We start from the raw sequence: 24,820 nt of genomic DNA, 5'->3' as shown, positions 1-24,820 counted from the left end.
CTGGTTGCGGGAAAAGGACTCGAACCTCTGACCTCTGGGATATGAACCCAGCGCGCTGACCGACTGCGCCATCCCGCGAATTCTTGGAGGCTTCAAGCGTCTCCGACACTTCGTGTACGCACGGGTTTTATCCGCATATTCCACAACCTCGACGCGCTTTTGCGAGGTTTCAGGGGCCAGCCACCTTCCCGGGCAGCTCGCCGAAAATCGCGGCCGCCTACGGGTCCGAGCTCCTGGATTGTGTGCTGCCGCGCTGCGACGGCACACGTGGAAAAGAGCGCCCGAAGGCGCTCTTGAGAATCGCAGCTGCTACCGCTTACCCGCGGCCTTGTCCAGCAAGCGCATGAGGCGCAGGTTGGCGTATTCGGTACTCCGACCGTTGGCAATCGGTAGCCAAAGATTCACCGAAATCCATTCGGCCACCGCGGCGGACCTGCTGATGCCGCCATGGCAGTGCACAACCAGCTTCAACTTCTCGTCGCTGAACCTGTGCAGCGTCAGGAAGTCGAAGATTCGCTTCGCATCCGTGAGCGTTGGCACCAGCTCGCCGGCCCCCTGGCAAAAGCGCGCGTGCTCTTCTGGTGTTGGCTCGTCTGGCCAAGCTCCGGGCGCAGCCAGCTTCAACTCTTCGTACGTGTCCTCGAAATTGAGAACAAGGACGCTTCGAAACCCACCGAGTGGGGGCCTGGCGTATTCCTCCGACCTGTCAAGGATGGAGATGACCAGGGTGTCAAGCGCAGGGCGCACACGCTTCATGCCATCAAGCGACAGAAAAACCAGTTCTTCAATCATGGGGTGTCCTCCTATGTGGTGTAGCGAGTGGAGGGCAGTGCCGGCGCTGTTAGCGCTTCGTTAGTCCGCTTCTCGCTATAAATGGTGTCACACACGGAGGACAATCATTTGAGGAAAATCTATACGGGCATCGGCTCACGGGAGACGCCCTCGGAGGTCCTGCAGCTCATGGAAGAGCTCGGGGTCGCTTTCGCAAAAGCGGGCTGGACGCTCCGTTCAGGCGGGGCCGACGGCGCAGACGACGCCTTTGAGCAGGGATGTTTCGCTGTCGATGGCGCGATGACCATCTTCCTGCCCTGGAAGGGTTTCAACGGCCGTACTTCGCCGCACTATGGCGGTGACGACAGCGATGCGATGCACCTCGCGTCGACTGTTCATCCCGCATGGGACACGCTGGGCCAAGGGCCCAAGAAGATGCACAGCCGGAATGCGTACCAGGTGCTCGGCCGAGAGCTCGACGAGCCTACGGACCTTGTGATTTGCTGGACGCGTGATGGTTGTGAGTCGCGCAAGACGCGAAACCGTGGTACCGGCGGAACCGCCACGGCCATCGTCATCGCATCGGACCGCGGCATTCCCGTTTTCAACCTGCGCAACGACGACAGTCGCCATCGTTTGAACGTCTGGCTTCATTCGGCCGGCATCGACTACCAGGTGCCGACCGAGTTCAAGCGACCTTCGCCGGTTCAGGTCGGCCTGTTCTGACGCTATTCACGAGCCCCGCACTTTGCGGGGCTCTTTTTCAGCTTGAGGCAGATGAGGGCGACGACGGTCCGGACGGTACGGGGGCTGAGGGTTTCTCGTCCCAAAACCCCGTGGGCTCGGCACCGAATACCACTTGGGGCGCCATCGGCTCTACGGACTGCAGTGGCGGGGTAGGTGGTGCAGGGGCCTCCAGTGCAACCCGCTCTGGTGCCGTCGCTTTGAAGGCAGCAATGGCCGCCACACTGACCGCCAGCAAGCCGCCTAGACCAAAGGCGAGGACGGTAGCCAATTCACCCGCGCCAAGGCTAAGCCGGACCATCCAGCCCAGGAGGCCGAGGCCAATTGCAGCGAAGAAGAAGGTTGGCCCCCAAGGAATCAACACCTCGTTCAAAAAGCTCGGCTTCGGGGCTGTTGCGTCCTCTGCCATCCGCATTAAATGCATGCGAGCCCACTGGATAGTGGTGCGCGCTTCGTCTGGAAGCGCGGTGAGCCCGGAGATGGCTCGCAATGAATCCGTCGCGCTCAAAACCGCTTTCAGCTGGGCGAGTGTGAGCTTGCCTTGTGGTGCGCCCCTTTCAGTCGTGGCCACATCAGCTCCCAAACTTCGTCATGATTAGAAAAATCACCGAAAGGGCAATTGCAACCGCGTTGCAGCCGAACACTAGGACCCATCGCTGCTGTCGCGCGCTACCCTCGTGTTCCAGGTGGCGATGCGCAGCCAGGATACCGAGGTAAAAGAGAATTGAAGCTGCGGCGAGGACCGCCAGCGCGGCCAAGGTCTTTGCCATCGCCTGTGTACAGCCGTCGCGCTGCGCCTTAATAACTTCGTCGCCCAAAAAGCCGACGCAAGCCGCCACTGTCGCCAGTAGCGCGTCTGTCGCCAAGAACCAGTCCTGGCGGACCAGCAATCCCCGTGAGTTTCGGGCCAGCGTCTTCCCGAGGCCGCCGCAAAGGTAGAAAGCCAACGGAATGCCGAAGATGACGGCATGCTGAACTTGAAGTGCCGCAATCAGGTCCTCCACGTGACCTCCTTCCAGGCTGGTCGACGCAGTATCTGAGCCCGTCCCGCTGTCGTCCACCGCAGCGGCACGCTGGCGCCCGCGCCACAAGCAGGAAAGCCCCACCGCTTGGCGCGTGGGGCTTCAGAGGGGTTAGTGCTTAGTGCAGTTGCTTAGGCGAGCCAGGCAACATAGCGCGCTCTGGGATGATGGTCGGCGGCTGGAACACCACAGGGGGCAGCAGGATGGTCGGGAAGCCGCTGCGCGACGTCGAGCTGGACAGGAGCTCCCGGATGTAGGGTACGAGCTGGTTGGGCACCCAGATGGCCAGGATGTGTTGCTTCGAGGCCTCGTCATGGTCGACGATTTCCACGATGCCTTCGACGACGTACTCGCCCGTCAGGACCTCGGCGCCTTCGACACGCCCCTTCAGGGTCAACGCCACCGAGGCGGCGTACCGGTTCTTTTCGGCAAGCGCGCGCCAGGTGTTCGCAATGTTGACGTCGAACTCGAACTTTCCGACGGCCTCCTGCGGAAGCTTCTTGGTTTCAAGGCGGGACGTACGCGTGAGGATGGCGTGCAGGTTCAGGGTAGGCTGGGTCATCGCAGATTGAGGGGAAAAGGCGCCAAGCGGCGGCGCCCGTCCCCTGTGAAGCAAGTGGTTTTAGCTGGGCCCGATGGGCGACTTACCTCAGCAAGTCCAGTCTGCCGGCCTGAACTGCCTCCAGTGGCGCCTTGCGCCCAGTCCTGTGGTCAGTGACGATGCCGTGCTGCGCGCTGTATGTGCGAACTTTGTCCCCGCGTTGGCCGGTGCCGACCTGGCGCCGCTTGTCCGAGGCGGCCGCGGCCGACAGACCGGAGTCCCACAACTGCTTCAAGCGCCGGGCCATTTCCACCCGCGCCTCGCGCCGGTTGTCGGCCTGAGAGCGGGAATCGACGGTAACGGTGATGCCGGTCGCGCGGTGAGTGAGGACCACGCAGCAGTCGGACTTGTTCCGGTGCTGGCCACCTGGTCCGGTGGAGCGCTTAAACCGCTCATCGAGCTCAGCCTCGTCGAGAACGAAGGCCAGCTTGCTCGTTTGCCGAACGGCAATGGTGACAGTTGAACTGTGCACCCTTCCGCGCCTTTCCGTGGGCGGGACACGTTGCCAGCGGTGGCCGCCGGCTTCGAGGCTCAGGTCTGCTGCGAGCGCTTCGCTGACCACAACCTCGAGGTTGAGTCAGCCCTTGGCGCGGGAGACGTGATGAACCTTCCCGCCGGCGCGGACGATGTGGTTCGACAGAATGCGAGCTTGGTCTTCGACCAAGAGGGCCGCATCTTCGCCGCCTTCGGCGGCATTGAGCTCAACGTTGAGCGTCAACATGGTTTCGGTAGACGATTTCAGTTTCATGATGAGTCCATTTGAAGGAGGTGAACGGGTCCTCGCTGCTGGTTGGCTTACGAGGGACCCAAAGGGTGTAGTGACACGAGAAAGAAAAAGAGGACCCGAAGGTCCTCTGGAATGGTCAGACGCGAACGTTGGTCTCGAAGACCTTCACGAAGTAGCCGTGCTGAGCGGCCCATTCACTGACATGGTAGGCCTCCGATTCGAACTGCTGGTTGCGCTCGTCGCCGAGGCGCAGCTGGATGGTCTCGCTGGAGTCTGTGTAGACCTCGCTGTCGGTCGCGCCGGTCACAGGGTCGGCAACGACGACGCGGCAGAGGCGCACCTGCTCCGAGAAGTCGCCTTGGTCCGCAAAAAACAGGTTTTCTGCATCCTGGAGCGCCTCACCGAACGCGGTGCGAGCGGCAGTTTCGGTTGCGCGAAGCTGGCCGATGACCTGCTCGCCGTTATCGCGCAGGTTCTTGAGCCGTGCCGCCTCTGCGTACTTCTCATCGCGCACGGCAACGCGAAGGAGGCTGGTAGCCTCCTGCGTTTCGGCTCGCGCCGTCGAGGTGGCAGCAATGGCTGCGTCCACCGCGCTACGTCGCTGGGCGAGGATTTCCTGGGCCTGCTCGAGGGTGGTCGGCTTGGCGCGCTCCGGCGCCTTCGGAGGCTTGGCTGCGGCGTTGCGTGGTGCGGTCACGGGAGCGGAAGGTTTCTTTTTGGTCATGGTGTAGCGTTGTGAGTTGGCCTACGGCGTATAGGGGAGGCCTTGCAAGCAGTCCGGCCGCGCTTGCTCAGGCGCGATGTGGCGCCACGTGGGTGCGGTACGGGAGGCCGGCCAATGGCTACACGACGCAGGAAAACAAAGGAGCATCGACTTGCACATTGCGGAAAAGCAGACTTTCGAACGGATGGTCGAGATGGAGGGTGACGCCTGGCGAAAGGCTCAACTGGCCAATCCCAATCAGCGCTACGGGTTCCATGTCTTGCTGACGGCTTGGCAGGAGCTTCAAGCTCTGGACCCGCTGGAGCCCGCTGCAGGCATCCGAGACATCGTCGCCGAGCCCGTCATCTACGGTGAAGGCGGCTACCACCGGTATGTCGTGTCAGACCAAGGCGAAGTGCGCTTCTCGAAGATGCACGCGCGCCAGGTCAACGTTGAAAAGGCAGTAGCCCTGGGCTTCTCGCTCACTTGAATTCAGCCGACCCTTCCGGGTCGGCTTCTCATTGGCCGCATTGGTCTCCGCGGCCGGCTTCGAACCGGCAACCAACAAGCTTTTAAAGCGAGCGCGTCTGCCAATTGCGCCACGCGGAGGATGAAAGCCCTAGACCGGGTCGGCGGACCAGGGGAAGGCTTAGGAACGAGAAGGGCGCCCGAGGGCGGCCCGATGCAACGAACCCCGGTGGGTCTCAGCCCTTACGGAACCTGGCCTGCGCTTCAGCAACGCGGACCCGGAGCGTCTCAGCCAACGATTCTCCCTCATCCTCCAGAGGAGTATTGAGTGCCGTCAAAAGCTCAGCAAGGCGGTTCTGCCAAAAGTGCAAGGCAGCCGTGCCGAAGAAGACCTGGATGACCCAGGAGACGACCAGGAGCGTCGTCACATACAACAGGCTGGCGCGGCCTCCCAAGAATAGGATGTCGTAAACCAGGGATGGGGCGAAGCCGGTGGCGCTGGCTACGAACGCCTGACGAACCGTCAGCGTCTGGCTCGGCGCAAGTTGGCGAAATGCGAGCTGGCCAATAAGTGCGGCTAGGGGCACGCCGAGCGCGACCACGAGGATGTCACCCAGCGGAAGCGAGAGCAACGGGAAGCGCAGTAGGAAGGCGCTCAGGCCGATAGCCGCCGCGGTAGCCCAGAACGCCCGACCGGCATAGCTCGCCTTGTCAGCAGCAACGAACTCGGCGCCTTGCTTGAGGAAGGACCCGGTTCTGGCTGCAACGTCGAACACGCGGCGGCCGGCCTCGGTTGCTTGCGCGGCAGCTTGTTCGGCGGTCTCGCGCCACTGGTCGGAGTTGGATTGCATGGTGGAAGGGCTTCGAAGCGCACGGGAGGGTTTGGAGCTACGGATGAGATGGTGGACGGGCCGCGAACGGGCTGGAAGATGGTGCCACTTGTCCGATTCGAACGGACGTCCAACTCCTTACAAAGGAGCTGCTCTGGCCTCTGAGCTAAAGCGGCGGGAGAAGGTGGTCTAGTCGAGGGCTCGCTCGAGCGCGCTGATGGCAGCGAAGCCAATCAGAAACTGGGCAAATAGGACGCCGAGCAATGCGCCGGCCATCCAAACCAAGCCTTCGTCGGTAGCCAGTTCGGCTGCTTCGCTGAAGCCGAAATCCATGAGGCCCACCGCGCGAAACAGGAGACTGAGCGAAGACCAGACAAGGAGGGAGCCAAAGCCGAGGCTGCAGGCAATGAAGGTCTGCATCCAACTGTAGCTTGAAGACATGCTAAGACGTCGGTAGACGAGCAACCCGGCGCAGGCTGCACCCGGGACGGCGATGAGCCAGACCCAGAGAAGAGGAAAAGGAAGGATGCCCACGAGGAATGAAAGCATCAAGTAGGCGGCAGGGATGGCCGCTACGCTCCCCCAGTACGGCAGGCGCCAGTTGTCGTCGTTGGCCCCAGCGAAGGGACTCTTGGCCTTCGGCGGAGTCGCGGGGAGGCGGCGGGTCGATTTGGGGGAATAGGCCATAGCGAGAATATGTGAGTTCTCCCGTGTAGGCCCCCGTCTTATACCTGGCGCGCCCTGAGCAGCGCCTCAAGAATGACGTTGCTGGGAATCGCAGCAGGGTGCTTCAGCGCGTCGAGAGTCTCACTCGTGATGCGCCTGAGGTCGCGCTCAACGTGAGAGCGCAACGCAGTACTGGAGGCGCAGGGCGTTCCCGCTCGATAGGCCGCGTCGCGTCGATAGAGGGCGCTACGGGCTTGTTTTGATGGGAGGGTGACCATGGGGGCCTCCTTGCCTGTAGGTCGTGTTGCGAAAAATGGAGCGCCCTGCAGGAGTCGAACCCGCATGTTTCCCTGTAGAAGAGGGATGCCTCAGTCCATTCGGCCAAGGGCGCGCAAAAGAAAAAGCGGGGCTTCGGCCCCGCTTTTGCACTTAGGAGTGCAGCCGGCTGTGCTTCGGCACACGTGCGAGCAGGAAATCTGCTTGGCTAGCCAAGATGTTCCGGCTCTCAAGGATGAGCGACTCAAAGCGGCTCGGCCTGTACGGTAGGTAGAGCAACGGCATGCCTGCCTGTTCCGGCGTGCGGCACCCCTTGCGTTGGTTGCAGGGGTGGCACGCACTCACGAGGTTCTCCCACGAGTAGGCCCCGCCCTGCGCGTCAGGGGTGACGTGCTCTGCCTCGAGCTTGTCGTGGCTGAAGCGTTCCCCGCAGTACGCGCAGATGTGCAGGTCACGCTTGAAGAGGCGCCGGCGGTCGAGGGGCGCGTAGTTGAAGTCGGTGACGACATGCGACTTGCTGTCCACAACCAGGATGGAATGGACTTCAAGAATCGACTGCTTGCCGGTCTTCGCGTTCATGCCGCCGCGCAGTGTCATCGCGACGTCGCCGAAGGACGTCTGCACGATGCCTCGAGAGAAGAGGTTCAGGGCCTCAGCCGCTCCAATCCACCGGTCAGGCGTATATGCGCGGTCGACGGCCAGGATACGGGGTTCCATACTTGGCTCCAGGTTCAGGTGGGGAGAGATTCGCGCCCACGCCGGCTGGCGAGGACTGCGAGAAAAGTTCGGCTACCCCCTGCCTCGTCTAGCGACTGGAGCTGCGAAAAGTGGGGCTCCGGGTTAGGTTGATGAGAGGCGTCGCACGCGTGCGCCTTAGAGTTCGAAAGGCGCCGGCAGCCCATTGGTGACAAAAAGCTGCTGCAGCGCATGGATGGTCATGCCGGTCTTGCGAGCAGCAAGGCGCGCGGAGCACCAGCCGCAGTCGATAGCGCGGTGAAGCCTGACCACAGAGTCATAGTCCTGCGCCGTGGCCGGCGTCCAGCTTGTCAGCAGTCTGATGATGGAGAGGGTGCGGTCAACGCCGGCGGCAACCTTGGGGTCGCGAAGCTTGAGAGCAAATGTGGCGTAGTCGCTCTCCTTGACGTGGGCCTGGATGGCCGGGTCGGGCGTCAGTTCGCAGAACACGTTCTTTGCATGTTCGAGCTCGGCTGGGGTCAGGGTCGCTGTCGTCATGGTGTTCTCCGGTGAATTGGTACGCGACGGTGGTCTCGAACCACCGACCTCTTGGATGTCAACCAAGCGCTCTACCCCTGAGCTAGTCGCGCGAGGAATGGTGCCCACGGTCTGAATCGAACAGACGTAAGCCTGCCTACGATGCAGGAGCACTACCACTGTGCTACGGGGGCGGGTATGGGTCGTGAAGGGAGGGGGTTTAGCAGCAGCTGCTGGTTACAGCTGCCGATGTGTGGAGCGCCATGCAAGGTTTGAACTTGCGACCGAGGGTCTAGGAGGCCCTTGTTCTATCCACTGAACTAATGGCGCGCGAGGGTGGTGGGCCGCCCCGGTTTCGAACCGGGGACCTTCGGATTAAGAGTCCGTTGCTCTGCCAGCTGAGCTAGCGACCCGATGTGGTGAGACTCGAACGCGCAAGGGCGCCGTCCGAAAGAAATGTTGGTGTGGTGGGCCGCCCCGGGCTCGAACCGGGGACCTACGGAGTAAGAGTCCGCCGCTCTTCCAGCTGAGCTAGCGACCCACGAAATTTGGAAGCAAGAGAGTGCTTTGGGTTGAACGACGAGATTCGAACTCGCGATGGAAGGGTCACAGCCTTCAGCCTTGGACCGCTAGGCGACGTCCAACCCAAAAAACTCTCGAACGGGGAGGGGAGGCCAGCGCGACGGTGCGCTGACAGCAAATTGGTGGGAGGGAATCGGGCGTCTTACCCTTCCGCTTGTTCGCTTTTCAGACCACCCTCCCGGCGGCCTCGCGGCGGTCGTTTCTCTTGCGCAAGATTGATGGCGGAGAGCCAGGGAGTCGAACCCTGTCGCCTATTCATCACAGACGCCTGCTTTCCAAGCAGGTGCATTGACCGTCCTGCCCGCTCTCCGTGTGGTGTAAGGGCGCTACCCCTGAATTGGCGGAAGTGGAGGGATTCGAACCCCCGGGCCGTCTTGCGACGGCCAGCTGTTTAGCAAACAGCCCTCATAGGCCTCTCGAGCACACTTCCAAAAACATGTTCTAGCCTGGCCGACGGTTGTGTCGGTGCGGGCTGACCCAGCCAGGCCGGTGCGCCTTTGTTGGGGCGGCGGCAAGGGCCGTGGGATTTTCGGCACCGACTGGAGACAAGGTCGATGCCAGGAGCATCGCTCGAAGTTCAGGGAGCCTGTCGCGCGGCGTCAGAACTGAACTGTTGAAGCACCACACGCCGGCAACTTGGTGAAGGTGCCTCAGCTGATGGTGCAGAAGGCAGAGCACCTCAAGATTCTCCTTTTCGTTGTGCCTGCGGTTGCCGTCAATATGGTGTACGTGCAGTACCGGCCGGAACGCGCACCCGCAGTCCGCGCATTTCGCTCCTGGGGTTTTCGCCAGGTCTCCGTATCGCGACTTCGCGGTGCCGTAATGAGAAGGCTTTACCTGAGGCACCGCTCCACCAATCTTCTTGGCGGCTGACAGGCATCGGTGCGAGCAGAACACCAGGCCAGACTTCGCCGCATCAATTCGGCTTTTCGTGGCGCTCACGGTCGTGCCGCAGACTGGGCAGGGGACACTGAAGCGGCTTCTTGCGAGGCCCGCGGCGGTCGAACACGCCAGCGAACAAAACGCTTGCTTCGGCCGACTTGCCGACACCGTCAAGCGGCGCACGAAACTCTTTGAGCAGTGTTCACACTCGTGCCATTCGCCCGGTCGGGACCTTCCGCTCTTCTCGACGAAGCGAGGCGGACCGGGCAGGGATAGTGGTGGCTTGCGAGACACCCATCGTGAAGCGTGTCGATTTAGCCGCCGGTGAACGGCAAGGATGCGCCTGGGCTCAACAATGGCGCGGACTTCGGAACGGTGGTACCCGGTGTCTGATTCGAACAGACGACCCCCCGCATGTAAGGCGGGTGCTGCTAACCAACTGAGCTAACCGGGCGTTGCAGGGAATCAAAGCTGCCCAAGCCCGTCAGGACGACAAGGCTGACTTCAATTGCCAGGTGTGGGACCTCCACGGGCCTGGGCAGGTTGATGTATGGCTCCAAGGGAGGGCATCGAACCCCCGACCACGCGAGTAACAGTCGCATGCTCTACCAGCTGAGCTACCTTGGAATGGAAACGTTGTGGATGGTGGAGCTGACCGGAGTTGAACCGACGACCTCATCGCTGCCGGCGATGCGCTCTTCCAGTTGAGCTACAGCCCCGTGAGAGGGGGGAGATAGGGCCCGTCTTGTTAGCACGGGGGATGGGTAACCTTCATTGCCTGTTTCCAGGCACCAGGCGGTATCGCGAATCCCCCCTGGCTGAGTACCCTCCGGGTGTCGCTGGCGTTGCCGACAACGTCTCTCCGGAGCTACGTATGAAGTCTCGGCGCGGCGCGGTACTCACCCTGCTCCCTACAGTCTCAGCGTGTGCATCTGAGCGGAAGCGGGCTTTCCCGCGGCTTACATCACCTCAACCACGCCTTCTGAGCCAAGAGTTCAACTTGGGACCTCCGGACTTGTCCGGTGCTCTGAGCTTCCTTGAGCTATCTCAATGCGTGGAGGTCGTGACTTACGGACGACCTGTCGACAACTCCCCCGCCGACTGGGTTAACTGATGCTGCAAGCAGGGCTCGCACCTGCGTCCTGGGCCAATCGCCCCGCTCTGACCATCCGGCAAGGTTTGCCGAACTTGTCCGCGCACACCGCGGCCGTGATTGAGCTATTGCGCATCAGAGGCCTCGCGGCCTCCCGTGGACACTCACCCTAAGGTGCACCTGCCATCGGGTCAGGTGTGAGACGCGGGCCTGCTTGTCGGGGAAGGCTCTTGCGAGCGTTCGGCGAATCGGCGATTCCGGCTTCTCAAAACTTGGTGCTGACGAAGGGCTTCGAACCCCTGACCTCTCCCATACCAAGGGAGTGCTCTACCAACTGAGCCACATCAGCGTTTGCCGCTCTTGCGAGCAGCGAGCAACCTATAGGGCGCCGTTTTATACGCGGGCAGCGTCTCCGCGAGGCTGGCCGGAGCCGGCCGCGCAGGCCTGGAAGATTCCGGTGAACTGCTCGACGAGCTTGTCGGCAACCATGTTCATCCGCTTGATGAGCGCCACGCACTCGGCCCGGGTGGTGGGCCGGTGCGCCGGCGCGGTGCTGAGGTCAAAGTCTTGCATCGTGTGCTCCTGTCATTGGCGCTTCTTGTCCTGCTCGGCCTGGCAGGCCTCGAAGACAGCGTCAAGTTGTTCGTTCACCTGCTGGATGAGGCTGAGCGCCTCGTCGAGGAGGGCGATGTAGTCAGCCTTGGTCTTGGGCTTCACCATCGCGTAGATGTCGAATCCGAGGTCCATCATGTTGTGCTCCGGGGTCTATGCCCGCGCAGCACCTGCGCGGGTCAATGAAGGGGACGGGGCAGGGTCAGTGTGGCCAAGAAGGCCTTGACGCTTGCCGGCAGTTCGGACTGAGCGCGGGGAGCGGCGACGACATGGCCTAAGGCCAGTGCAGCTTCTGCTCGCAGGAGCTCGTCGATAACAACGACCGGGGAGACGTCAGCCTTGGCGGCGACGGTGAGATGGATGCTTTGGAGGCCCTGGGCGTGCTCTTTGGAGAGCCAGGCCGCGAAGGCATGCGATGTAGCTTCGGGAAGCTGCGCCGATGTGGTCATGGTGCGGTCCGTTCAAGAGACGTGGGCTGAGATGGAGGCGGCACCCGGAGTCGAACCGGGCTACACGGATTTGCAATCCGCTCCCTAACCGCTCGGGCATGCCGCCATCGAGGGATTCAATAGGCCGGTGGGGTATCCGTCACCCGGCTTCCACCAGGCTCCTTCCCATCCTCCGTTTGCGCAGCGTGCACATTAACACCCGTGCGGGGATTCTGACCGCTGCGCCCCTGTCGGGCTTGCCTTACCTATCGAAATCTGGTGGAGGTGACAAGAATCGAACTTGCGACAATCTGCTTGCAAAGCAGGCGCTCTACCAATTGAGCTACACCCCCGAAATCCGTTGAAACATGTGGTGCGCGTGAAGGGAATCGAACCCCCACGCCCTTGCGGGCATCAGGACCTAAACCTGGTGCGTCTACCAATTCCGCCACACGCGCATTTCCGTTCCAAATAGCTGAACACCAGAACGCGTCCGCTACCTCGGTCCACGCCACCCCCGGTATGAGGGGACACCCCTCAGGAAGCCGGGTCCGGCTAGCGACGGGCACTGGTGCACAGCTATTTGGAGTCTCTCTTCGAGACGTTGTTGATGGTTTAGAAGCCGGTTTTATCCGTTGCTGAGATGGTCGGCGCGGCCGGATTCGAACCGGCGGTCTCCTCGTCCCGAACGAGGCGGATTGACCAGACTTTCCCACGCGCCGTGGTTGTTGGGCCGGACCGGGGTCCGGGTCGTGGTGCCTTGGTGAGAGGCGAATTGGTCGGCCTGAGAGGGTTCGAACCTCTGACCCCCTGCACCCCATGCAGGTGCGCTACCAGGCTGCGCTACAGGCCGATTGAGTGGTTGCCCAAGGGAGGGATGAGGCCGCGCGCTGCGGGGTGTGCCGCGGCGGCCGGTGATGGTAGAGAGTGACGGATTCGAACCGACGTACCCTGGCTTATGAGGCCAGCGCTTGAAACCAACTCAGCTAACTCTCCGTGTTCTTGGTGTCAGCCCTGAGGGCTGAGGCCGAAATGCTTGGCCGCCTTGGCCAGGATGTCGTCGATGACTTGTTCCATGATGTCCTTGTTGTGGTTGATGTTGGTCGGGGAGACAGGATTTGAACCTGCAAGGCTTTCGCACCGCGTCCCAAACGCGGCCCGCTACCAGGTTACGGTCTACACCCCGAGAGTTGATGATTAAGAAGTGGCCCAACCAGAACGATTCGAACGTCCGTCTGCGGGGTTTCAAGCCGCTGCTATGCCTCTCTCAGCTATGGTTGGATGGGTATTGTTGTTAAATCCGGCGCGCGTGCCTCAGGACGAGCTGCCGTGCGAGTGGTCGAGCCGGCGGGATTCGAACCCGCCTTACGGGGCTACCCGGGAACTACTCCGGGCGCAGACTTGTGTTGGATGACGCGCTTCCCTTGCTTGTTGAAGGCCACCTTGTTGCCAAGGCCGCTATAGGTGCTTCTGCAACCGTGCCACGTATCTGCCTTGCGAGCTCGCCGTACCGTGTTACCGGGCCTCGTTCCGTTCTACGAGGGCACCTTCCGTCAGTGCATCGGCCCGAAGCTGGTACTCCGCGGCGCCGGCGCGCCGATGGATGATTGTTGGGGGTGCGTGAACGATTCGAACGTCCGGCCACCGGTCCCAAATGACCGGTGCTCTACCAGGCTGAGCTAACGCACCCGTAATGGGTAGCCCGCCGGAGGCGAGCTTGTTGGCAATGGTGTCCCATTGCGCTGTACGAAGAAGCCGTCTTCTGGCTGCTTGGCACAGGACACTGGTGGAGGCGTAGGGAATCGAACCCTCGTCGTCCGGGTAAAAGCCGGATGCTCTGAACCTGCTGAGCTACGCCTCCTCGTGTTTTCGTGCTTTCGGTTTTCGTGCCGAGCCACGTTTTCGCTTGTTGGACATTTCGTCTCCTTGTGAGCGGTTGATGATGACGGTGGCAGGGGAGGTCAGATTCGAACTGACGAACATCCTGGCTCAGAACCAGGCGGCTTAGACCACTTGCACACACTCCCCGACAGAACTCTGCGCCCTGACTTGTGGCCAACACGACTTGCAGGCACGACCTGCCGCTTAAACTTGGCTCTCTATGCTCCCTATGCCAGAAGTCTTCGTGCATTGCTTTGAGTGCCGCCGTCACTTTGGAACGCTCAGCGCCCTGAATGGACACCTGAGGGTTCATCTTCCTAGCCATGAAGCCTTCCTCGTGAACTCAGCGAGGGCCAACAGGCATAGGGCAGCGTTGCGGTTCGAAGCGGAAGAAATTGCGCATCAGGCGAACCCGAAGCGCTGCCTCCAGTGCTCTGAAGTGCTTCCGTACAAGGTGATTCGGGACGAACCTTCGACGCGGTTCTGCGGCAGGTCCTGCGCTGCAAAGTGCACCAACAGCGCACGTGGTAGCCGAAGCCAGGAGACGCGGCACAAGATTGCGGCCGCCGTTTCAGCTTATCGGCGCGCCAAATCGCCTCCGAGACTACCCGTCGCTTCGAAGCGCCGCCGCGTAACCATTGAGCGCTCTGCGCCAAAGACCGTGCCGGCTAAGGCAGTAAGGCGGTTAGTTCGGCTCGACCGCCTCAACAAAGCCTTGGTCGCCGGTCCATACAGCCAGCTGTTCCACTGCTCGTGCTCACATTGCGGCAAGGTCACCGTAGGCCGCTGTAAGTCTAAGTTTTGCGTGGAACATGTCGGTTTGTACGGAAGGGAAGGTCGCTACCGCTACGCCTTCACGTTCAATCCCTTCTCGCTTCCTGAGGTGTTCGGCGAGACAACGCTGCGCAGCTTGGCCGAAAAAGGGTTCTGGTCTCCCGCGAATCCTGAGGGTCTTACAAGGGACCATCGAGTATCCGTGAACGAGGCCATCAGACGAAACCTTGACCCGTTCTATATCGCCCACCCAATCAACTGCGAGCTCATGACGTGGCATGCAAACAACCGGAAGAAGACAAAGAGCAGCATGGCCTACGATGAGCTTGTGGCCATGGTAGACCGCTTCGAAGCGAGGAGGCTTTGCTCAGTGGGTGCAGCAGTCGACCAGACAATGGCAGGCGGTGAAGGATTCGAACCTTCCTAAGCTGGGTTTGGAGTCCAGTGCACGGCCACTGTACCAACCGCCCGTACGAAGAGATGGTGCCAAGGGCAGGAATCGAACCTGCGACGCACGGATTTTCAATCCGCCGCTACTACCAGCTGAGCTACCGAGGCGAGAGTTGTTTGGGGTGAGTTGAGATGGTGCCCCAGACGGGACTCGAACCCGTATGCCTTGCGGCGCTGGTTCCTGAAACCAGTGTGTCTACCAGTGTTCCACCACCGGGGCGTGACGTTGACGGCGCTCGAGGCCTTTGAGCCGAGCTGCCAGAGTTGAGGGCCGCGTTCAGAGAACGGGTTCTCGTGTGTTGGTGCGCTCGGCGAGGGTCGAACTCGCCTGCCTTGCGGCGCCTGATTTTGAGTCAGGTGTGTCTACCGAATCCACCACGAGCGCGGGGTTGTGAAGCGCGATGTCAACCTGTTGGCAGGGGCAGTAGGAATCGAACCTACAACCTTCGGCTTTGGAGGCCGCTGCGCTGCCAGTTGCGCCATACCCCTACAGGGATGACATCGATGATGTTTGGAGGAGGGCATCGGATTCGAACCGATGGAGGATTCTCACCCTCGCCAGTGTTCAAGACTGGAGCCTTAAGCCGCTCGGCCAGCCCTCCGGAAAAGGTGTTTTATGAGCCGACCGGATTGTGGGATTGCGGCCCCGTGCACCGGTTTTCGGACCTGGAATCAGAATCCGCGGAGCATGGGACGTCGAACCCCCATGCCTGCATCCGACGCTCCCCCTTCGACCTCCAAAGGAACGCACGTTCATACCGTGGTGCGGCTCATAGAACACTTCTGTTCATGCAGCAGCGCTCGTGAGCTGAGCACTCCTGCATGAAGCCCCTTCAGGGCGTCACGCACCCGGTCTTCCCCGGGTGCCCGCGGCTTGTCGCCACTGAGAGGTCTCGTCGCCCTGCGCGTCCGCAGGGTTAGCCTGTAAATCCAGGCGAGGTGTTGCGCTGTATCGCACGGCCCGTTGGAGCCATGCGAGCGTTCCGAGACTATTCTGGTGCCCGAGGCGGGACTCGAACCCGCACGGCCTTACGGCCACTACCCCCTCAAGATAGCGTGTCTACCAGTTCCACCACCCGGGCAAATGGGAATCGTATTGGAGCGGGCGACGAGATTCGAACTCGCGACAACCAGCTTGGGAGGCTGGAGCTCTACCAGCTGAGCTACACCCGCATTACGATGCGGACGAGTGAAGTGCAGCGGGATGACCCCGGCCCCGTACTTCCAAGTCCTTCTTTTCACGTGTATCAAGAGCGTTTATCGCTCCCGAAGTGTTGGTGGTCAGCCCCAGACTCGAACTGGGGACCTATCGCTTATCAAGCGATTGCTCTAACCGACTGAGCTAGCCGACCGTGTTGACAGGCTCGCCGCAGTGCGACGAGACGAATTGGCAGAGGAGGCAGGATTCGAACCTGCGGATGCCTGAATCAAAATCAGGTGCCTTGGACCAGCTTGGCGACTCCCCTAGAAAACCTCGAAAGCACTTTGTGGGCAGTGATGGATTCGAACCACCGCGTCCTTTGGGGAAGCAGGGTTACAGCCTGCCGCAATCAGCCACTCTGCCAACTGCCCACAAAGTACTCTCGATGCGTCTTGCGACGACTTGTATGTGGCGGAAGATGAGGGATTCGAACCCCGGTCCCCTCGCAGAGCCGCCTGTTTTCGAAACAGGCGCCATAGTCCACTCGACCAATCTTCCAGGTGCCTTTGACGCTGGCGGGCGGCCTGGTGACGTGGCGTGGAGCCAACCTGCACAGGCTTCGGTCTCGAGCTACTCGAGCAATCTGGAGCGGATAGAGGGAATCGAACCCTACGTCTTAAGCTTGGAAGGCTTCAGCTCTGCCATTGAGCTACATCCGCGTGTTGATGATGGTGGGTGTCCAGGGGTTCGAACCCCGTGTGCCGTAAGGCGTCGAATTTACAGTCCGATGCAGTCAACCCATGCTGCTCGACACCCGCGTTTTTCGCTCCGGTTACGGTTCCGGATGCCACCTTGTCTACATGGCCGGTTTAGCAGTCGCCAGCTACTGCCGGCGACCAGGTTGTGGAGCGGATGAGGGGGTTCGAACCCCTGGCCTCGACCATGGCAAGGTCGCGCTCTACCAACTGAGCTACATCCGCGTGATTTTCGAACTACCGGGCGCCAAACTGTGCCCGCCAGTATCGGAAGTTCCTCTCGTAGCAGCGCTCCATCTGTTTCACGGTGAAAACTCACCAACCGTCCAGGGTGCGGGCCTGGTGCGGAGCTATAAACCCGATGGATGGGCCCCTTGAGCGCCCGTTCCTGTTACCAGGTGCACTTCGCCTTGGGATTTTTGCATGCGCTGCTACGAAAGGGCTCTTGCGAACCCTTCCGGGGACCACCTCCTGCGGTGTGCAGGCTCGACATCCGTTATAGATGCCAGGCCGGTCCCTTGTGTTGCTTGGGGAATGTTCGCATCGTCCTATCTGGTGTGGCATCCAGTCGCGACCGCTTTCTGTCGAAAGTTGCGGCTGGAGGGGCACGCCACGGCACCACGCCCTCGAAGCATGATGTGTTTCCGCAGCTACGGCAGGTCACCGTACCAGGACTCCGCGGGTAATTCCCGCAATGAATTTTTAAAGAGCGCGGCTGTTAGGCCGGATGTCGACGATGCGACTGACCTTTCGGTCACGAAGCAATGAAGCTTCGGGCTGAACCTCTTCGGTTCTGCCGGTCGGGATACGCTCTTCGGGGATTCCGCCCGCTGGGGGCTGGTGTGAAACCTGGAATCAACTCTTTGCGGGTCCCGCCGGTGCTAACCTGACGGGACTGCTGGAGTCTTATTCGTCAGGTAAGCCGGTTGTTGCTGTTAAACCATCCCTGGATGCTGTTGCCAATCGAGGCGACTGCGAGGACGGAGCACTTGGGCGTTGAGGGAAGCGACGGTTGCTGATAACCGCCTGGCAGCGCCCTGGGGGCGTGCGCAACCACGCTGTGCAAGGAGCACATCGCGGTTGTCAGGTTGGTCATCTGCGTTTTCATGGCTGAAAAGTCGTCGTTCGTTGAAAGAGTTTGGTTGTGCAGCTTTCGCTGCGGTTTCCGTTTTAAGGCGGTGATGAGCATTATAGCTCACTGGGTTTATACGTCAACAACTTCTTACAAAATTATCAGTCGGTGACGTGGATGGCGAGTGTAGCCGCATGTTTTATCCGTCGCAACCATTTTTGCGTAGGTAGAAACCCGCATTCATCCGCAATGTTGTGTTTTAGGTGCGTTGGGCGCCCGCCAGCAGGCTCGGGCAGCTATCCCTATAGAGGGCACCACAAGGAAACTCATGACAATCCTCACGCACCACAAACCGACCTCGGCCTTCATCGGCGCCTCATGGGCTGCCCTCCTCATCGGCATACTCGCATACCTGGTCGGGCTCTGGAACAGCGAACTGCAGGTCAACGAGAAGGGATACTACTTCGCGATTCTGATGTTCGGCTTGTTCTCGGCCGTGTCGCTCCAGAAGAGCGTGCGCGACCGAGCAGAAGGTATTCCGGTGACCGACCTGTACTTTGGAATTTGTTGGTTTGCCATCGTTTGCTCCCTCACGCTGCTGGCAGTGGGACTGTTCAACGCGAACTTCCAGCGCTCGGAGAAGGGCTTCTATGCGATGGGGTACGTGCTCAGCCTGTCCGCTGCGGTGACCGTGCAGAAGAACGTGCGCGACTCGGGACCCAAGGAGAAGCGCAATGTGCCAGATGACGTTACCGGCCTGCATGACAGCGTGTAACCCTGAGGTGCGGTAGCCTACCCGCCCTTATTGAAGAAAGCCCCCGCCTCGTGAGAGTGCGGGGGCTTCTTGCATGGCTGTGCCGCGGCCTAGCTGATGGCCGTCCACCACCACTTGGTCTTGGTCGAGCCCTTCTCCTTGAGCTGTACAGCCATCGTGTGGTGGGGCTGGATGAAGTTCAAGAGCTTCGCGTCCATCCGAAGCTTCTTCACCATGTCTGGCCAGTACATCTCGTCGACACCCAGGACCACCTTAGTCCCGACAGAGCTGATGAGACTGTCCGGTACGTTCTCGGTCGATTGATTGGCGGCCCATAGTGCTAGGCCGAATTTGCGCGCCTCACGAGCAATGGTTCCGATGACGCCGTCACCACGCTCGTCCGCCCCGCTGACGTAAGTTCCGAGCTCGTCGAGGACGCAAATTTCAAGCACGTCGGACTGCTCGCCACGCTGCACCGACTTGTAGAAGATGTCGAGCAGCAGGAAGAGGACGAGCATCTTCTTTTCTTCCAGGCTGAGAGCGTTCAGCTTGTATCGCCACACCGGCAGGGTCTCGTCGAACGGCGGGGGCGTGTTCTTGAAGATGCCGGTTGAGTTCAGGTTGTTCAGGCGGTCTACCACCGACTTGAGCACCTCGGGGCTGTCGTACTTGATGAGGTTTTCGAGCTCGAGCCCGGTTTGAATCGAATTGGCATAGTCGGTGAACGCATCGATAGCGCTTTCCTTTGCTGCCTCCAGGGCAACCTCTTCGTCCTCGTCGAATACGCTTTCGTCGTGGCGCTTGCGTTTGACGGAGTCGAGCATCTTGCGTTGCATGGTCCGCGCGGTCTTGTTGAGGTAACCAAGCGCCCGGATGGCCTTTTGGTCCGAGCCGAGGAACTTTTCAAGGTGAATCTGCTTGGCGTAGGCCAGGATGTCGGCAAGGGTGGGGTAGTCACGCTCCTTGAACGCCGGCGGGAACTCGGTGATGCCGCCCTTGTAGTTCTGGGTGTGGACGTACCAAAGCTTGCGCTCTCCACAGAACCGCGCGCCGAAGCCGCGGGCCCTGTCCTTGTCGACAAAGGGCACGTTCAGGTAGATGCGGTTGTCCGAGCCCCCTGAAATCAGGCGCGACTCGTAAGCGTTGAGCGACCAGGTCGAGGGGTCATCCTTTTGAAAGCCGAACTCGCGGTAGACGTCCAGCGCGAGTTCGCGGATGACGGCTTCCTGCTTCAGGCCGAGCGGCGTCCGCGATGCCTGGTCGACCGTACGGATGAAAGCTTGAATCGCCTTGCGTACGCCGCCGAACTCGAAGGACGGGTTGACACGGAAGGGGTTGAGGCCGAAGGGGGCCTGTTCGGAGAACTGGACAACGCTCGCCCCTTCAATCTCAAGGTCGCCATGGACGTCGAACACGTGGAAGCGAACCTTGGTGCCAGCCTTCATCGCCTGCGCGATGAGGCGCCGGATGGTGTGCGACTTCCCAACGCCGCTCGAGCCGAGGATGAGCATGTGGCCGTTGATGAGGCGCTTTGTGTTGAGTTGGACAGGGGTCTTCCGCCCTTCACGGGCGCCGAAGTAGTCCACCCCGAAGTTGAGCTCCATAGAGAAATCGCGGGATTTTGATGACGAAGCCCCGTATAGGCAGGGGACTTAGCCACGTTCACCGAAACTTCTTGAACGTTCGGTGTGCACGGGTTTTCCTTGCGCGAAGGACTTGGGGGAATGGTCGGGACTTCGGCTGTCCGAAAGGTGCACGCTGGAACGGGGCGTATGGGCAGCGTCGCAGCGCACCTACCCGAGCGCCGTACGTGTGTTCTTTGACTCCCTGCTGCGCGAATTAGCGACCCGGCGTCAGCACGACATGACAGCAGGTCGGCGCTTGACAGCGGGCCTGCTACGCGCCAGCTCAAGTTGCTGCAGGTGTTGCCTCAAGAGCGCAGCGGTACCCTCGCCTGTCCGATACCAGCAGCGCCGGCGAAGCACACGCTGGTCCAACCCCGTAGAGGCGAAGTTCGGAACAACATTGCGCTAGCGCCCCAATACGCCAGTGATTTCGCCAGCCGTGTGTTGTACCCAGTGCCGATGCAGGTCACCCCATTCCTTGTCCGAATTCCCAAGAGCCCGTGCCTGTCGCGGATGCGTTAACGGTAGCAACTGCAGATGGCGGCCGCGAATGCTGAACGGGTGACGTTTGCCGTATTGGCCCGGCTGCGTCCCGTACATTCTGAGCTTGGGGTGCCCGAGAGACAGTGCAGCGACGAACTCCCGCAGGGGCGCGTCGCCCAAGGTGATGAGGGTATTGGCGCCAGAAGTGAGAAGCTCCTCCAGGACGGCCTCGACCCGCAGGTGGTCAGCGTACCCGGTGGAAACCAGGGGGACATTAGCCGCAGGCAGGCCCAGCGCCTTTGCAACTGGGGCGTAGTCACTGAGGACCCGGGCGGCCTGCCCTTTGTTCATCCGACTTTCTGGGAGCAAGTCGCATAGCCAAGCGTCGTCGCGCACAAGGCCCAACGGAGCAAGATAGTCTTCATCCAGAGACTTACCCGACGGGCCGTTGAAACGCTGGTCCGCTTCGACCAACCTGCCGGCTTCTGGCGGAATGTGGATTGCGTCGATGATGGCCCCCGCTCCCTCGCCTCGCCAGAAGATATAGGGCTCTGAGGCCACAGCAAGTGCCGCGGCACGCTGCTTTCCGTCGCGGCCTAGCCAGCGTGCATGCACGGCACTTGAGTAGACGCCCAAAACGAATACACGGGCACTTGTATGAGGCACCTGCTCGACTCTCTGCAGAGGCTGCCCAAAAGGAAATTGATACATAAAGACGATTCTGACTTGTTCTGTCCCGCATGCACGTGTCCGTTGCATTGGCCCGACACAGAGGCCATTGCCTGCCGATGCGGGAGAGCCTGCGCCCTGTTTAAGCGCCGAAGCTCGAAGGAGAATGTCGGCGAATCATGTAGTGAGCACGCGCTTCGCGGGCCCGGCCCTGAGTCGTGAATCCTGCCAAGCTTCTCAGCTCGAGCCCTTCCCATCCTTGTCCGTCACCGGCTGCTTCCGATGGACAGCTCTATGGACAACCCCATTGGATTGCCGCCAGACCTGACCACAGGACTCTAGCCTAATTCACAAGCTTGGGCCGCTAGTGACCCAGACCCTATGAAAAAGGAAAGCCGCATGAAGCGGCTTTCGGAAAATCACGGCGTTGCGGCCGCGGTGCTCTGTGGATTTATCTTGAACGGTTCACTCAGCGCTCGCCGCGAAAGCCTGGCGACAAAGCTGCCACCCGTCGGGTTGAGCGCAAGGAAGCGCTTTCGCCGGCCCCAGCTCTCGACGCGCAGTTGGCTAACCGCTACGCTTCCAGAGGGGAGGTTGAACCTTAGCGGACTGGTGAACTCGAGGACGTCGCCGACATTTACCACAAGGGAGGCTGGCGCTGACCGTGCGAGGACACGCGCCCGCCACTCTCGTGCATTCTCGATGCTGGACTCGCTACAGTCGAGTTCGGCCACCGGAGTCAGCTTGGAAAGCATGCCCTTGGGCATTCCGCAGATGACGGGGCCTTCCTGCTCAGTCATCGACTTCCAGGCGAAATCCGTGCGGCCTCGCGAAACAGCGATGACCAGCGCACAGCGCGTCGTCTTCTCCGACCTGGCGTCGATTTTCGCAAGAATGCCATAGGCGCCACCGGCACCGCTGACCATCCTCTCGATGTGGTAGGTGACGCCCTCGCTGCCGTCCCACTTGGCGCCTTCGCGGTACGAGGTGTGGTCTCGCAGCATCTCAAGCGTCGATTTGCCACGTTGGTTGGAAACGCTGCTCCATCCCATTTGATGCTCCTGTGTAGTTGACCTGACAGGTGTAGGGAGCGGGCGCGGTGCGCTTGAGATTTAGCGCTGAGGCGCGCAAAAAGAGGCCGCCGGGGTTGCCGGCGGCCGTTTCCCTCTGCAGGCGCCTAACGCTTCAGCGTCGTGCTTTCAGGCGCTCGCGCTCGGTGAAGTCGTCTGCACAGTCCTTGTCGCAGAAGAGTTTCTCGTCGATGGCTACGCCGCGCTCGTCGACGTCTCGGCCTTGGGCATCCTTGCCCAAAGCCACGAAGTGGGTGTCGCAGTTGTAGCAACTGCCACGGGGGAGCAACTTGGGGCCGGTAGCCCGATTTGCCAGGGATTGGCGCAGGAACAGTTCAGCCTGTTCATTGGCCATGTCGATTTCGTCTGCCATTGAGTTCTCCTGTGATGCAGAGGGGGTAACCGTGCATGTAGGATTTGAGTTTTAGCCTTTTAGGCACAGGACTGCGATTTAGCTTGGACCTAAATCGTATGTATGCTAAAATGCAACTAAGATGGAGCACTCCAATGGTTAAGAAGAAGTCGAGCTACGCATGCAACGCATGCGGGCAAAAGGCTGTGGTTTGGGGTGGCAAATGCTCCGGCTGCAACGCCTGGAACACGATGGAAGAGGTCGTCGAGCGCGAGGAGCCGGCCAACAGCCACCGCTACTCGAACTGGTCGGGCACGAAGGCAACGCTCGTTGACCTCCGCAATGCCAAGACGGTCACCCACGTGCGTTGGGACACCGGCCTGACCGAGTTCAACCGCGTCCTGGGAGGCGGGCTGGTCAAGGGCTCCGTGGTGCTCGTCGGTGGCGACCCTGGCATTGGCAAGTCGACCCTGTTGATGCAGGTGGTTGGGCATCTGAGCCCCCGCGCGAAGACGCTCTATGTCTCCGGCGAGGAGTCGCCCGACCAGCTGAGAATGCGCGCTGAGCGCCTCGGGCTCGGTGAGGCATCCATCCAGGTGTTTCCCGAGACGGAGCTGGAGGAGATTCTGGCCATGATGGATGAGCAGCGCCCAGACATCATGGTTGTGGACTCGATTCAAACCGTGTTCTCGAGCCAGCTCACGTCGGCGCCGGGCAACGTCGCGCAGGTTAAGGAATGCGCTGCGCAGCTGAACAAGAAGGCCAAGAGCATGGGCATTGCCCTGTTCCTGGTCGGGCACGTGACGAAGGAAGGCAACCTGGCCGGCCCGCGCGTCCTGGAGCACATCGTGGACGCGGTCCTCTACTTCGAGGGCGAGTCGGGTTCCGCGTTCCGCATGGTTCGGGCGTTCAAGAACCGGTTCGGCTCCGTGAACGAGCTCGGCGTGTTCGCGATGGGAGAGAAGGGCTTGGAGGAGGTCAGCAACCCGTCATCGCTGTTCCTCACGGCGCACGAGCATCCGGTCCCGGGTACGTGCATCCTTGCTGCGCTTGAGGGCAATCGACCGTTCCTGGTTGAAGTCCAGGCGCTGGTGGAGGACGCTCCGACGCCGAATCCGAAGCGCTTCGCCGCCGGCGTGGATACGAACCGGCTGCAGATGCTGTTGGCAGTGCTCAACAAGCACGCGAGCGTCGTTGCGTTCGACCAGAACGTCTATGTCAAGATTGTGGGGGGCGTGCGGCTCACGGAGCCAGCGGCGGACCTGCCGTTGATGCTTGCGGCACATTCGTCCCTCGTGGACCGGCCGCTGCCCAAGGGGATGGTCGCTTTCGGGGAGGTAGGCCTGGCCGGAGAGATTCGGCCCGTAACTGATGCTCTGACCAGGCTGAAGGAAGCCGCGAAGCTGGGCTTCACCCAGGCGATGGTGCCACTGGCGTGCAAGCACAACAATTTGGCATCGGTAAAGGGAATCGACGTGACGTACGTGTCACGCGTCGACCAAGCAATCGGGCTGCTGCGAGAATTGAAGGCAGCTGCCTGAGGAGAAATGTCATGAAGCAAAAAGTTGTCAACAAGAAGTTCAAGTGGGTTTGGGTGGTGGCGGCCTTCCGTCGGATGGGGGAGTTCAACGGGCACTTGTTCGCTGGGGTATCGTGCGGGTTTTTCCTGCTGCTCGGACTGAAGTTCCCCGCCCTGAGCTCCGTAGCGGTTGCCGTCGCTGTGCTGTATGTCGCAAGCCTCGTCTGGCTCGTCACGCTTGCCCGCAAAGACGAGAAGGCGCGCCATTTCGGCTTCGTGAAGGACTGGATTGCTTCCGCGCCATCCGACAGGGTGCGGGCGGACCGCCAGCAGTTGCTGCGAAATCAAGGCATGGAGGGCGCGGTCTACGCAGCGAGCCTTGCCGCGGTACAAAACTCCGCAACTGCACCTCTGGTCAACGTCGACGGCACGCCGATGATGCCCGGTGGCCTGACGGACATCAACGGCAACCCGTACGGCGTGTTTGGCGGCGGTGCAGGCGGCCTGTTCAACGAGCAGACGGGTGGGTTCGTCGCAGAAAACAACGCCTACGTCGCCCCCATGGGGTTGGATTCGGACCCTCACAATCCGATGTCTTGAGCCCGGCGAAGCAGTGACCTGGAAGCCAGAGGCACAGCCTCTGGCTTTTTTGGTTGGG

24 protein-coding genes and 42 tRNA genes are annotated in these 24,820 nt (G+C 61.0%); 6 read left to right on the top strand and 60 right to left on the bottom strand.

The genetic code is table 11. From position 1 onward, the window contains the following. Position 1: 1 nt before the first annotated feature. Together G3W89_RS32380 and G3W89_RS32375 are read right to left on the bottom strand one after the other, a co-directional pair. A tRNA-Met gene (locus G3W89_RS32380) sits at positions 2–78 on the bottom strand. A 231-nt stretch (positions 79–309) separates the two neighbouring features. Continuing rightward, positions 310–792 carry a hypothetical protein gene (locus G3W89_RS32375; RefSeq protein ID WP_162570719.1) on the bottom strand — a complete coding sequence of 161 codons (483 nt, stop codon included), beginning with the start codon at positions 790–792 and terminating at the stop codon, positions 310–312. A gap of 108 nt (positions 793–900) precedes the next feature. Here G3W89_RS32375 and G3W89_RS32370 point away from each other — a divergent pair, with 108 nt between their 5' ends. Further along, positions 901–1,497, top strand: a complete 597-nt coding sequence (locus G3W89_RS32370) for a hypothetical protein (RefSeq protein WP_197893623.1) — start codon at positions 901–903, stop codon at positions 1,495–1,497. A 590-nt stretch (positions 1,498–2,087) separates the two neighbouring features. On the opposite strand, the gene G3W89_RS32365 is transcribed toward G3W89_RS32370, so the two are convergent. From G3W89_RS32365 to G3W89_RS32345, 5 genes are all read right to left on the bottom strand, one after another. Then, positions 2,088–2,519 carry a hypothetical protein gene (locus G3W89_RS32365; protein ID WP_162570720.1) on the bottom strand — a complete coding sequence of 144 codons (432 nt, stop codon included), beginning with the start codon at positions 2,517–2,519 and terminating at the stop codon, positions 2,088–2,090. A gap of 136 nt (positions 2,520–2,655) precedes the next feature. Further along, the gene (locus G3W89_RS32360) at positions 2,656–3,099 is read right to left on the bottom strand and encodes a protein-export chaperone SecB (protein WP_162570721.1); all 444 of its coding nucleotides are present in this window, start codon (positions 3,097–3,099) and stop codon (positions 2,656–2,658) included. Positions 3,100–3,181: 82 nt separating this feature from the next. Continuing rightward, positions 3,182–3,700: a peptide chain release factor-like protein gene (locus G3W89_RS32355; RefSeq protein WP_162571144.1), complete on the bottom strand. Its 519-nt coding sequence runs from the start codon at positions 3,698–3,700 to the stop codon at positions 3,182–3,184. Positions 3,701–3,715: 15 nt separating this feature from the next. Next, positions 3,716–3,886, bottom strand: a complete 171-nt coding sequence (locus tag G3W89_RS32350; protein WP_162570722.1) for a hypothetical protein — start codon at positions 3,884–3,886, stop codon at positions 3,716–3,718. 115 nt (positions 3,887–4,001) lie between these two features. Beyond that, positions 4,002–4,589, bottom strand: a complete 588-nt coding sequence (locus G3W89_RS32345; RefSeq protein WP_162570723.1) for a hypothetical protein — start codon at positions 4,587–4,589, stop codon at positions 4,002–4,004. Between the two features lie 151 nt (positions 4,590–4,740). Between G3W89_RS32345 and G3W89_RS32340 the strand changes: the two genes are divergently transcribed. Next, on the top strand, positions 4,741–5,058 hold the full coding sequence (locus tag G3W89_RS32340; RefSeq protein ID WP_068673467.1) for a hypothetical protein: 318 nt from the start codon (positions 4,741–4,743) through the stop codon (positions 5,056–5,058). Between the two features lie 41 nt (positions 5,059–5,099). Here the strand turns inward: G3W89_RS32340 and G3W89_RS32335 are convergent. The 33 genes from G3W89_RS32335 to G3W89_RS32175 all read right to left on the bottom strand — a co-directional run bounded on the left by G3W89_RS32335 (position 5,100) and on the right by G3W89_RS32175 (position 13,646). Then, positions 5,100–5,177, bottom strand: a tRNA-Leu gene (locus tag G3W89_RS32335). Positions 5,178–5,272: 95 nt separating this feature from the next. Further along, complete coding sequence (locus tag G3W89_RS32330) at positions 5,273–5,887, bottom strand: hypothetical protein (RefSeq protein WP_068673465.1); 615 nt, start codon at positions 5,885–5,887, stop codon at positions 5,273–5,275. Between the two features lie 79 nt (positions 5,888–5,966). Further along, positions 5,967–6,042: transfer RNA gene (locus G3W89_RS32325), tRNA-Thr, on the bottom strand. Positions 6,043–6,055: 13 nt separating this feature from the next. Continuing rightward, positions 6,056–6,553, bottom strand: coding sequence for a hypothetical protein (locus tag G3W89_RS32320; RefSeq protein WP_068673463.1), 498 nt, complete (start codon positions 6,551–6,553; stop codon positions 6,056–6,058). A gap of 293 nt (positions 6,554–6,846) precedes the next feature. Next, positions 6,847–6,923 (bottom strand) — tRNA-Arg (locus tag G3W89_RS32315). 38 nt (positions 6,924–6,961) lie between these two features. Continuing rightward, entirely contained in the window at positions 6,962–7,525 is a 564-nt protein-coding gene (locus tag G3W89_RS32310; RefSeq protein WP_068673459.1) for an HNH endonuclease, read from the bottom strand. 156 nt (positions 7,526–7,681) lie between these two features. After that, positions 7,682–8,041 (bottom strand): hypothetical protein, encoded by a 360-nt coding sequence (locus tag G3W89_RS32305; protein WP_068673457.1) that lies wholly within the window; start codon positions 8,039–8,041, stop codon positions 7,682–7,684. A 17-nt stretch (positions 8,042–8,058) separates the two neighbouring features. Beyond that, positions 8,059–8,133, bottom strand: a tRNA-Val gene (locus G3W89_RS32300). Positions 8,134–8,139: 6 nt separating this feature from the next. Then, positions 8,140–8,214, bottom strand: a tRNA-Thr gene (locus tag G3W89_RS32295). A 60-nt stretch (positions 8,215–8,274) separates the two neighbouring features. Beyond that, positions 8,275–8,350: transfer RNA gene (locus G3W89_RS32290), tRNA-Arg, on the bottom strand. Positions 8,351–8,357: 7 nt separating this feature from the next. Beyond that, positions 8,358–8,433, bottom strand: a tRNA-Lys gene (locus G3W89_RS32285). A 52-nt stretch (positions 8,434–8,485) separates the two neighbouring features. After that, positions 8,486–8,561 (bottom strand) — tRNA-Lys (locus tag G3W89_RS32280). Between the two features lie 27 nt (positions 8,562–8,588). Further along, positions 8,589–8,664 (bottom strand) — tRNA-His (locus G3W89_RS32275). A 157-nt stretch (positions 8,665–8,821) separates the two neighbouring features. Further along, positions 8,822–8,912 (bottom strand) — tRNA-Ser (locus G3W89_RS32270). 28 nt (positions 8,913–8,940) lie between these two features. Then, positions 8,941–9,032 (bottom strand) — tRNA-Ser (locus G3W89_RS32265). Positions 9,033–9,860: 828 nt separating this feature from the next. Next, positions 9,861–9,938, bottom strand: a tRNA-Val gene (locus G3W89_RS32260). Between the two features lie 97 nt (positions 9,939–10,035). Next, a tRNA-Asn gene (locus G3W89_RS32255) sits at positions 10,036–10,111 on the bottom strand. Positions 10,112–10,127: 16 nt separating this feature from the next. Further along, positions 10,128–10,203, bottom strand: a tRNA-Ala gene (locus G3W89_RS32250). 647 nt (positions 10,204–10,850) lie between these two features. Continuing rightward, positions 10,851–10,926 (bottom strand) — tRNA-Thr (locus G3W89_RS32245). 44 nt (positions 10,927–10,970) lie between these two features. After that, the gene (locus G3W89_RS32240) at positions 10,971–11,150 is read right to left on the bottom strand and encodes a hypothetical protein (protein ID WP_068673455.1); all 180 of its coding nucleotides are present in this window, start codon (positions 11,148–11,150) and stop codon (positions 10,971–10,973) included. 12 nt (positions 11,151–11,162) lie between these two features. Then, complete coding sequence (locus G3W89_RS32235) at positions 11,163–11,327, bottom strand: hypothetical protein (protein WP_157103365.1); 165 nt, start codon at positions 11,325–11,327, stop codon at positions 11,163–11,165. Positions 11,328–11,368: 41 nt separating this feature from the next. Further along, the gene (locus G3W89_RS32230; protein ID WP_068673453.1) at positions 11,369–11,638 is read right to left on the bottom strand and encodes a hypothetical protein; all 270 of its coding nucleotides are present in this window, start codon (positions 11,636–11,638) and stop codon (positions 11,369–11,371) included. Positions 11,639–11,670: 32 nt separating this feature from the next. Then, positions 11,671–11,744 (bottom strand) — tRNA-Cys (locus G3W89_RS32225). 150 nt (positions 11,745–11,894) lie between these two features. Beyond that, positions 11,895–11,970: transfer RNA gene (locus tag G3W89_RS32220), tRNA-Ala, on the bottom strand. 18 nt (positions 11,971–11,988) lie between these two features. After that, positions 11,989–12,075 (bottom strand) — tRNA-Leu (locus tag G3W89_RS32215). A 186-nt stretch (positions 12,076–12,261) separates the two neighbouring features. Next, positions 12,262–12,339, bottom strand: a tRNA-Pro gene (locus tag G3W89_RS32210). Between the two features lie 54 nt (positions 12,340–12,393). After that, positions 12,394–12,470 (bottom strand) — tRNA-Pro (locus tag G3W89_RS32205). A 65-nt stretch (positions 12,471–12,535) separates the two neighbouring features. After that, positions 12,536–12,613: transfer RNA gene (locus G3W89_RS32200), tRNA-Ile, on the bottom strand. Positions 12,614–12,717: 104 nt separating this feature from the next. Beyond that, positions 12,718–12,803, bottom strand: a tRNA-Pro gene (locus tag G3W89_RS32195). A gap of 19 nt (positions 12,804–12,822) precedes the next feature. Further along, positions 12,823–12,898: transfer RNA gene (locus G3W89_RS32190), tRNA-Phe, on the bottom strand. Between the two features lie 330 nt (positions 12,899–13,228). Next, a tRNA-OTHER gene (locus G3W89_RS32185) sits at positions 13,229–13,306 on the bottom strand. 95 nt (positions 13,307–13,401) lie between these two features. Beyond that, positions 13,402–13,478, bottom strand: a tRNA-Lys gene (locus tag G3W89_RS32180). Between the two features lie 88 nt (positions 13,479–13,566). Further along, positions 13,567–13,646, bottom strand: a tRNA-Gln gene (locus G3W89_RS32175). Positions 13,647–14,303: 657 nt separating this feature from the next. Between G3W89_RS32175 and G3W89_RS32170 the strand changes: the two genes are divergently transcribed. Beyond that, positions 14,304–14,699, top strand: coding sequence for a hypothetical protein (locus G3W89_RS32170; protein WP_146039482.1), 396 nt, complete (start codon positions 14,304–14,306; stop codon positions 14,697–14,699). Here G3W89_RS32170 and G3W89_RS32165 read toward each other — a convergent pair. From G3W89_RS32165 to G3W89_RS32090, 16 genes are all read right to left on the bottom strand, one after another. Continuing rightward, positions 14,668–14,742 (bottom strand) — tRNA-Trp (locus G3W89_RS32165). The two genes, G3W89_RS32170 and G3W89_RS32165, sit on opposite strands and share 32 nt — an antisense overlap. A gap of 11 nt (positions 14,743–14,753) precedes the next feature. Next, positions 14,754–14,830: transfer RNA gene (locus tag G3W89_RS32160), tRNA-Phe, on the bottom strand. Between the two features lie 25 nt (positions 14,831–14,855). After that, positions 14,856–14,942 (bottom strand) — tRNA-Leu (locus G3W89_RS32155). An 80-nt stretch (positions 14,943–15,022) separates the two neighbouring features. Next, positions 15,023–15,107 (bottom strand) — tRNA-Leu (locus G3W89_RS32150). A 28-nt stretch (positions 15,108–15,135) separates the two neighbouring features. Further along, positions 15,136–15,211: transfer RNA gene (locus G3W89_RS32145), tRNA-Trp, on the bottom strand. Positions 15,212–15,234: 23 nt separating this feature from the next. Then, a tRNA-Ser gene (locus tag G3W89_RS32140) sits at positions 15,235–15,324 on the bottom strand. A gap of 393 nt (positions 15,325–15,717) precedes the next feature. After that, positions 15,718–15,804 (bottom strand) — tRNA-Leu (locus G3W89_RS32135). Positions 15,805–15,819: 15 nt separating this feature from the next. Further along, positions 15,820–15,895: transfer RNA gene (locus G3W89_RS32130), tRNA-Gly, on the bottom strand. A gap of 102 nt (positions 15,896–15,997) precedes the next feature. Then, positions 15,998–16,074, bottom strand: a tRNA-Ile gene (locus tag G3W89_RS32125). A gap of 36 nt (positions 16,075–16,110) precedes the next feature. Then, positions 16,111–16,188: transfer RNA gene (locus G3W89_RS32120), tRNA-Gln, on the bottom strand. Positions 16,189–16,210: 22 nt separating this feature from the next. Then, positions 16,211–16,294, bottom strand: a tRNA-Tyr gene (locus G3W89_RS32115). Positions 16,295–16,332: 38 nt separating this feature from the next. After that, positions 16,333–16,421 (bottom strand) — tRNA-Ser (locus tag G3W89_RS32110). Between the two features lie 86 nt (positions 16,422–16,507). Continuing rightward, a tRNA-Gly gene (locus tag G3W89_RS32105) sits at positions 16,508–16,582 on the bottom strand. 10 nt (positions 16,583–16,592) lie between these two features. After that, positions 16,593–16,679, bottom strand: a tRNA-Tyr gene (locus tag G3W89_RS32100). An 88-nt stretch (positions 16,680–16,767) separates the two neighbouring features. Further along, a tRNA-Gly gene (locus G3W89_RS32095) sits at positions 16,768–16,843 on the bottom strand. 688 nt (positions 16,844–17,531) lie between these two features. Next, positions 17,532–17,807, bottom strand: coding sequence for a hypothetical protein (locus tag G3W89_RS32090; RefSeq protein ID WP_146039483.1), 276 nt, complete (start codon positions 17,805–17,807; stop codon positions 17,532–17,534). A 211-nt stretch (positions 17,808–18,018) separates the two neighbouring features. On the opposite strand from G3W89_RS32090, the gene yiaA reads away from it, so the two are divergent. Beyond that, a complete protein-coding gene (yiaA, locus tag G3W89_RS32085) occupies positions 18,019–18,465 on the top strand; it encodes an inner membrane protein YiaA (protein WP_068673451.1) in 447 nt (148 codons plus the stop codon). A gap of 89 nt (positions 18,466–18,554) precedes the next feature. Here yiaA and G3W89_RS32080 read toward each other — a convergent pair whose 3' ends face one another. The 4 genes from G3W89_RS32080 to G3W89_RS32065 form a co-directional block, all read right to left on the bottom strand. After that, positions 18,555–20,048 (bottom strand): helicase HerA domain-containing protein, encoded by a 1,494-nt coding sequence (locus G3W89_RS32080; protein ID WP_068679141.1) that lies wholly within the window; start codon positions 20,046–20,048, stop codon positions 18,555–18,557. Positions 20,049–20,474: 426 nt separating this feature from the next. Beyond that, the gene (locus G3W89_RS33135; protein ID WP_180988655.1) at positions 20,475–21,263 is read right to left on the bottom strand and encodes a hypothetical protein; all 789 of its coding nucleotides are present in this window, start codon (positions 21,261–21,263) and stop codon (positions 20,475–20,477) included. A gap of 377 nt (positions 21,264–21,640) precedes the next feature. Then, complete coding sequence (locus G3W89_RS32070; RefSeq protein ID WP_068679145.1) at positions 21,641–22,273, bottom strand: DUF6927 domain-containing protein; 633 nt, start codon at positions 22,271–22,273, stop codon at positions 21,641–21,643. A gap of 133 nt (positions 22,274–22,406) precedes the next feature. Beyond that, positions 22,407–22,664, bottom strand: a complete 258-nt coding sequence (locus G3W89_RS32065) for a hypothetical protein (RefSeq protein ID WP_068679147.1) — start codon at positions 22,662–22,664, stop codon at positions 22,407–22,409. A 134-nt stretch (positions 22,665–22,798) separates the two neighbouring features. Here G3W89_RS32065 and radA point away from each other — a divergent pair, with 134 nt between their 5' ends. Beyond that, positions 22,799–24,184: a DNA repair protein RadA gene (gene radA / locus G3W89_RS32060; protein WP_068679149.1), complete on the top strand. Its 1,386-nt coding sequence runs from the start codon at positions 22,799–22,801 to the stop codon at positions 24,182–24,184. Positions 24,185–24,195: 11 nt separating this feature from the next. Next, positions 24,196–24,762, top strand: a complete 567-nt coding sequence (locus tag G3W89_RS32055) for a hypothetical protein (RefSeq protein ID WP_068679151.1) — start codon at positions 24,196–24,198, stop codon at positions 24,760–24,762. The last annotated feature ends 58 nt before the right edge of the window (positions 24,763–24,820 follow it).

This window comes from Variovorax sp. PBL-H6 (assembly GCF_901827155.1).
Classification (GTDB): domain Bacteria; phylum Pseudomonadota; class Gammaproteobacteria; order Burkholderiales; family Burkholderiaceae_C; genus Variovorax.
Note: the sequence above shows the minus strand (reverse complement) of the source record. Positions and strands in the feature narration are given on the sequence as shown.

Bases quoted from the DNA above. Each gene is read 5' to 3' on its own strand.
- G3W89_RS32320 (WP_068673463.1), bottom strand. From the start codon at position 6,553: ATGGCCTATTCCCCCAAATCGACCCGCCGCCTCCCCGCGACTCCGCCG.
- G3W89_RS32230 (WP_068673453.1), bottom strand. From the start codon at position 11,638: ATGACCACATCGGCGCAGCTTCCCGAAGCTACATCGCATGCCTTCGCG.
- G3W89_RS32345 (WP_162570723.1), bottom strand. From the start codon at position 4,589: ATGACCAAAAAGAAACCTTCCGCTCCCGTGACCGCACCACGCAACGCC.
- G3W89_RS32055 (WP_068679151.1), top strand. From the start codon at position 24,196: ATGAAGCAAAAAGTTGTCAACAAGAAGTTCAAGTGGGTTTGGGTGGTG.
- G3W89_RS32090 (WP_146039483.1), bottom strand. From the start codon at position 17,807: ATGCTCATCACCGCCTTAAAACGGAAACCGCAGCGAAAGCTGCACAAC.
- G3W89_RS32350 (WP_162570722.1), bottom strand. From the start codon at position 3,886: ATGAAACTGAAATCGTCTACCGAAACCATGTTGACGCTCAACGTTGAG.
- G3W89_RS32235 (WP_157103365.1), bottom strand. From the start codon at position 11,327: ATGATGGACCTCGGATTCGACATCTACGCGATGGTGAAGCCCAAGACC.
- G3W89_RS32360 (WP_162570721.1), bottom strand. From the start codon at position 3,099: ATGACCCAGCCTACCCTGAACCTGCACGCCATCCTCACGCGTACGTCC.
- G3W89_RS32065 (WP_068679147.1), bottom strand. From the start codon at position 22,664: ATGGCAGACGAAATCGACATGGCCAATGAACAGGCTGAACTGTTCCTG.
- radA (WP_068679149.1), top strand. From the start codon at position 22,799: ATGGTTAAGAAGAAGTCGAGCTACGCATGCAACGCATGCGGGCAAAAG.
- G3W89_RS32330 (WP_068673465.1), bottom strand. From the start codon at position 5,887: ATGCAATCCAACTCCGACCAGTGGCGCGAGACCGCCGAACAAGCTGCC.
- G3W89_RS32240 (WP_068673455.1), bottom strand. From the start codon at position 11,150: ATGCAAGACTTTGACCTCAGCACCGCGCCGGCGCACCGGCCCACCACC.
- G3W89_RS32070 (WP_068679145.1), bottom strand. From the start codon at position 22,273: ATGGGATGGAGCAGCGTTTCCAACCAACGTGGCAAATCGACGCTTGAG.
- G3W89_RS32305 (WP_068673457.1), bottom strand. From the start codon at position 8,041: ATGACGACAGCGACCCTGACCCCAGCCGAGCTCGAACATGCAAAGAAC.
- G3W89_RS32080 (WP_068679141.1), bottom strand. From the start codon at position 20,048: ATGGAGCTCAACTTCGGGGTGGACTACTTCGGCGCCCGTGAAGGGCGG.
- yiaA (WP_068673451.1), top strand. From the start codon at position 18,019: ATGACAATCCTCACGCACCACAAACCGACCTCGGCCTTCATCGGCGCC.
- G3W89_RS33135 (WP_180988655.1), bottom strand. From the start codon at position 21,263: ATGTATCAATTTCCTTTTGGGCAGCCTCTGCAGAGAGTCGAGCAGGTG.
- G3W89_RS32310 (WP_068673459.1), bottom strand. From the start codon at position 7,525: ATGGAACCCCGTATCCTGGCCGTCGACCGCGCATATACGCCTGACCGG.
- G3W89_RS32375 (WP_162570719.1), bottom strand. From the start codon at position 792: ATGATTGAAGAACTGGTTTTTCTGTCGCTTGATGGCATGAAGCGTGTG.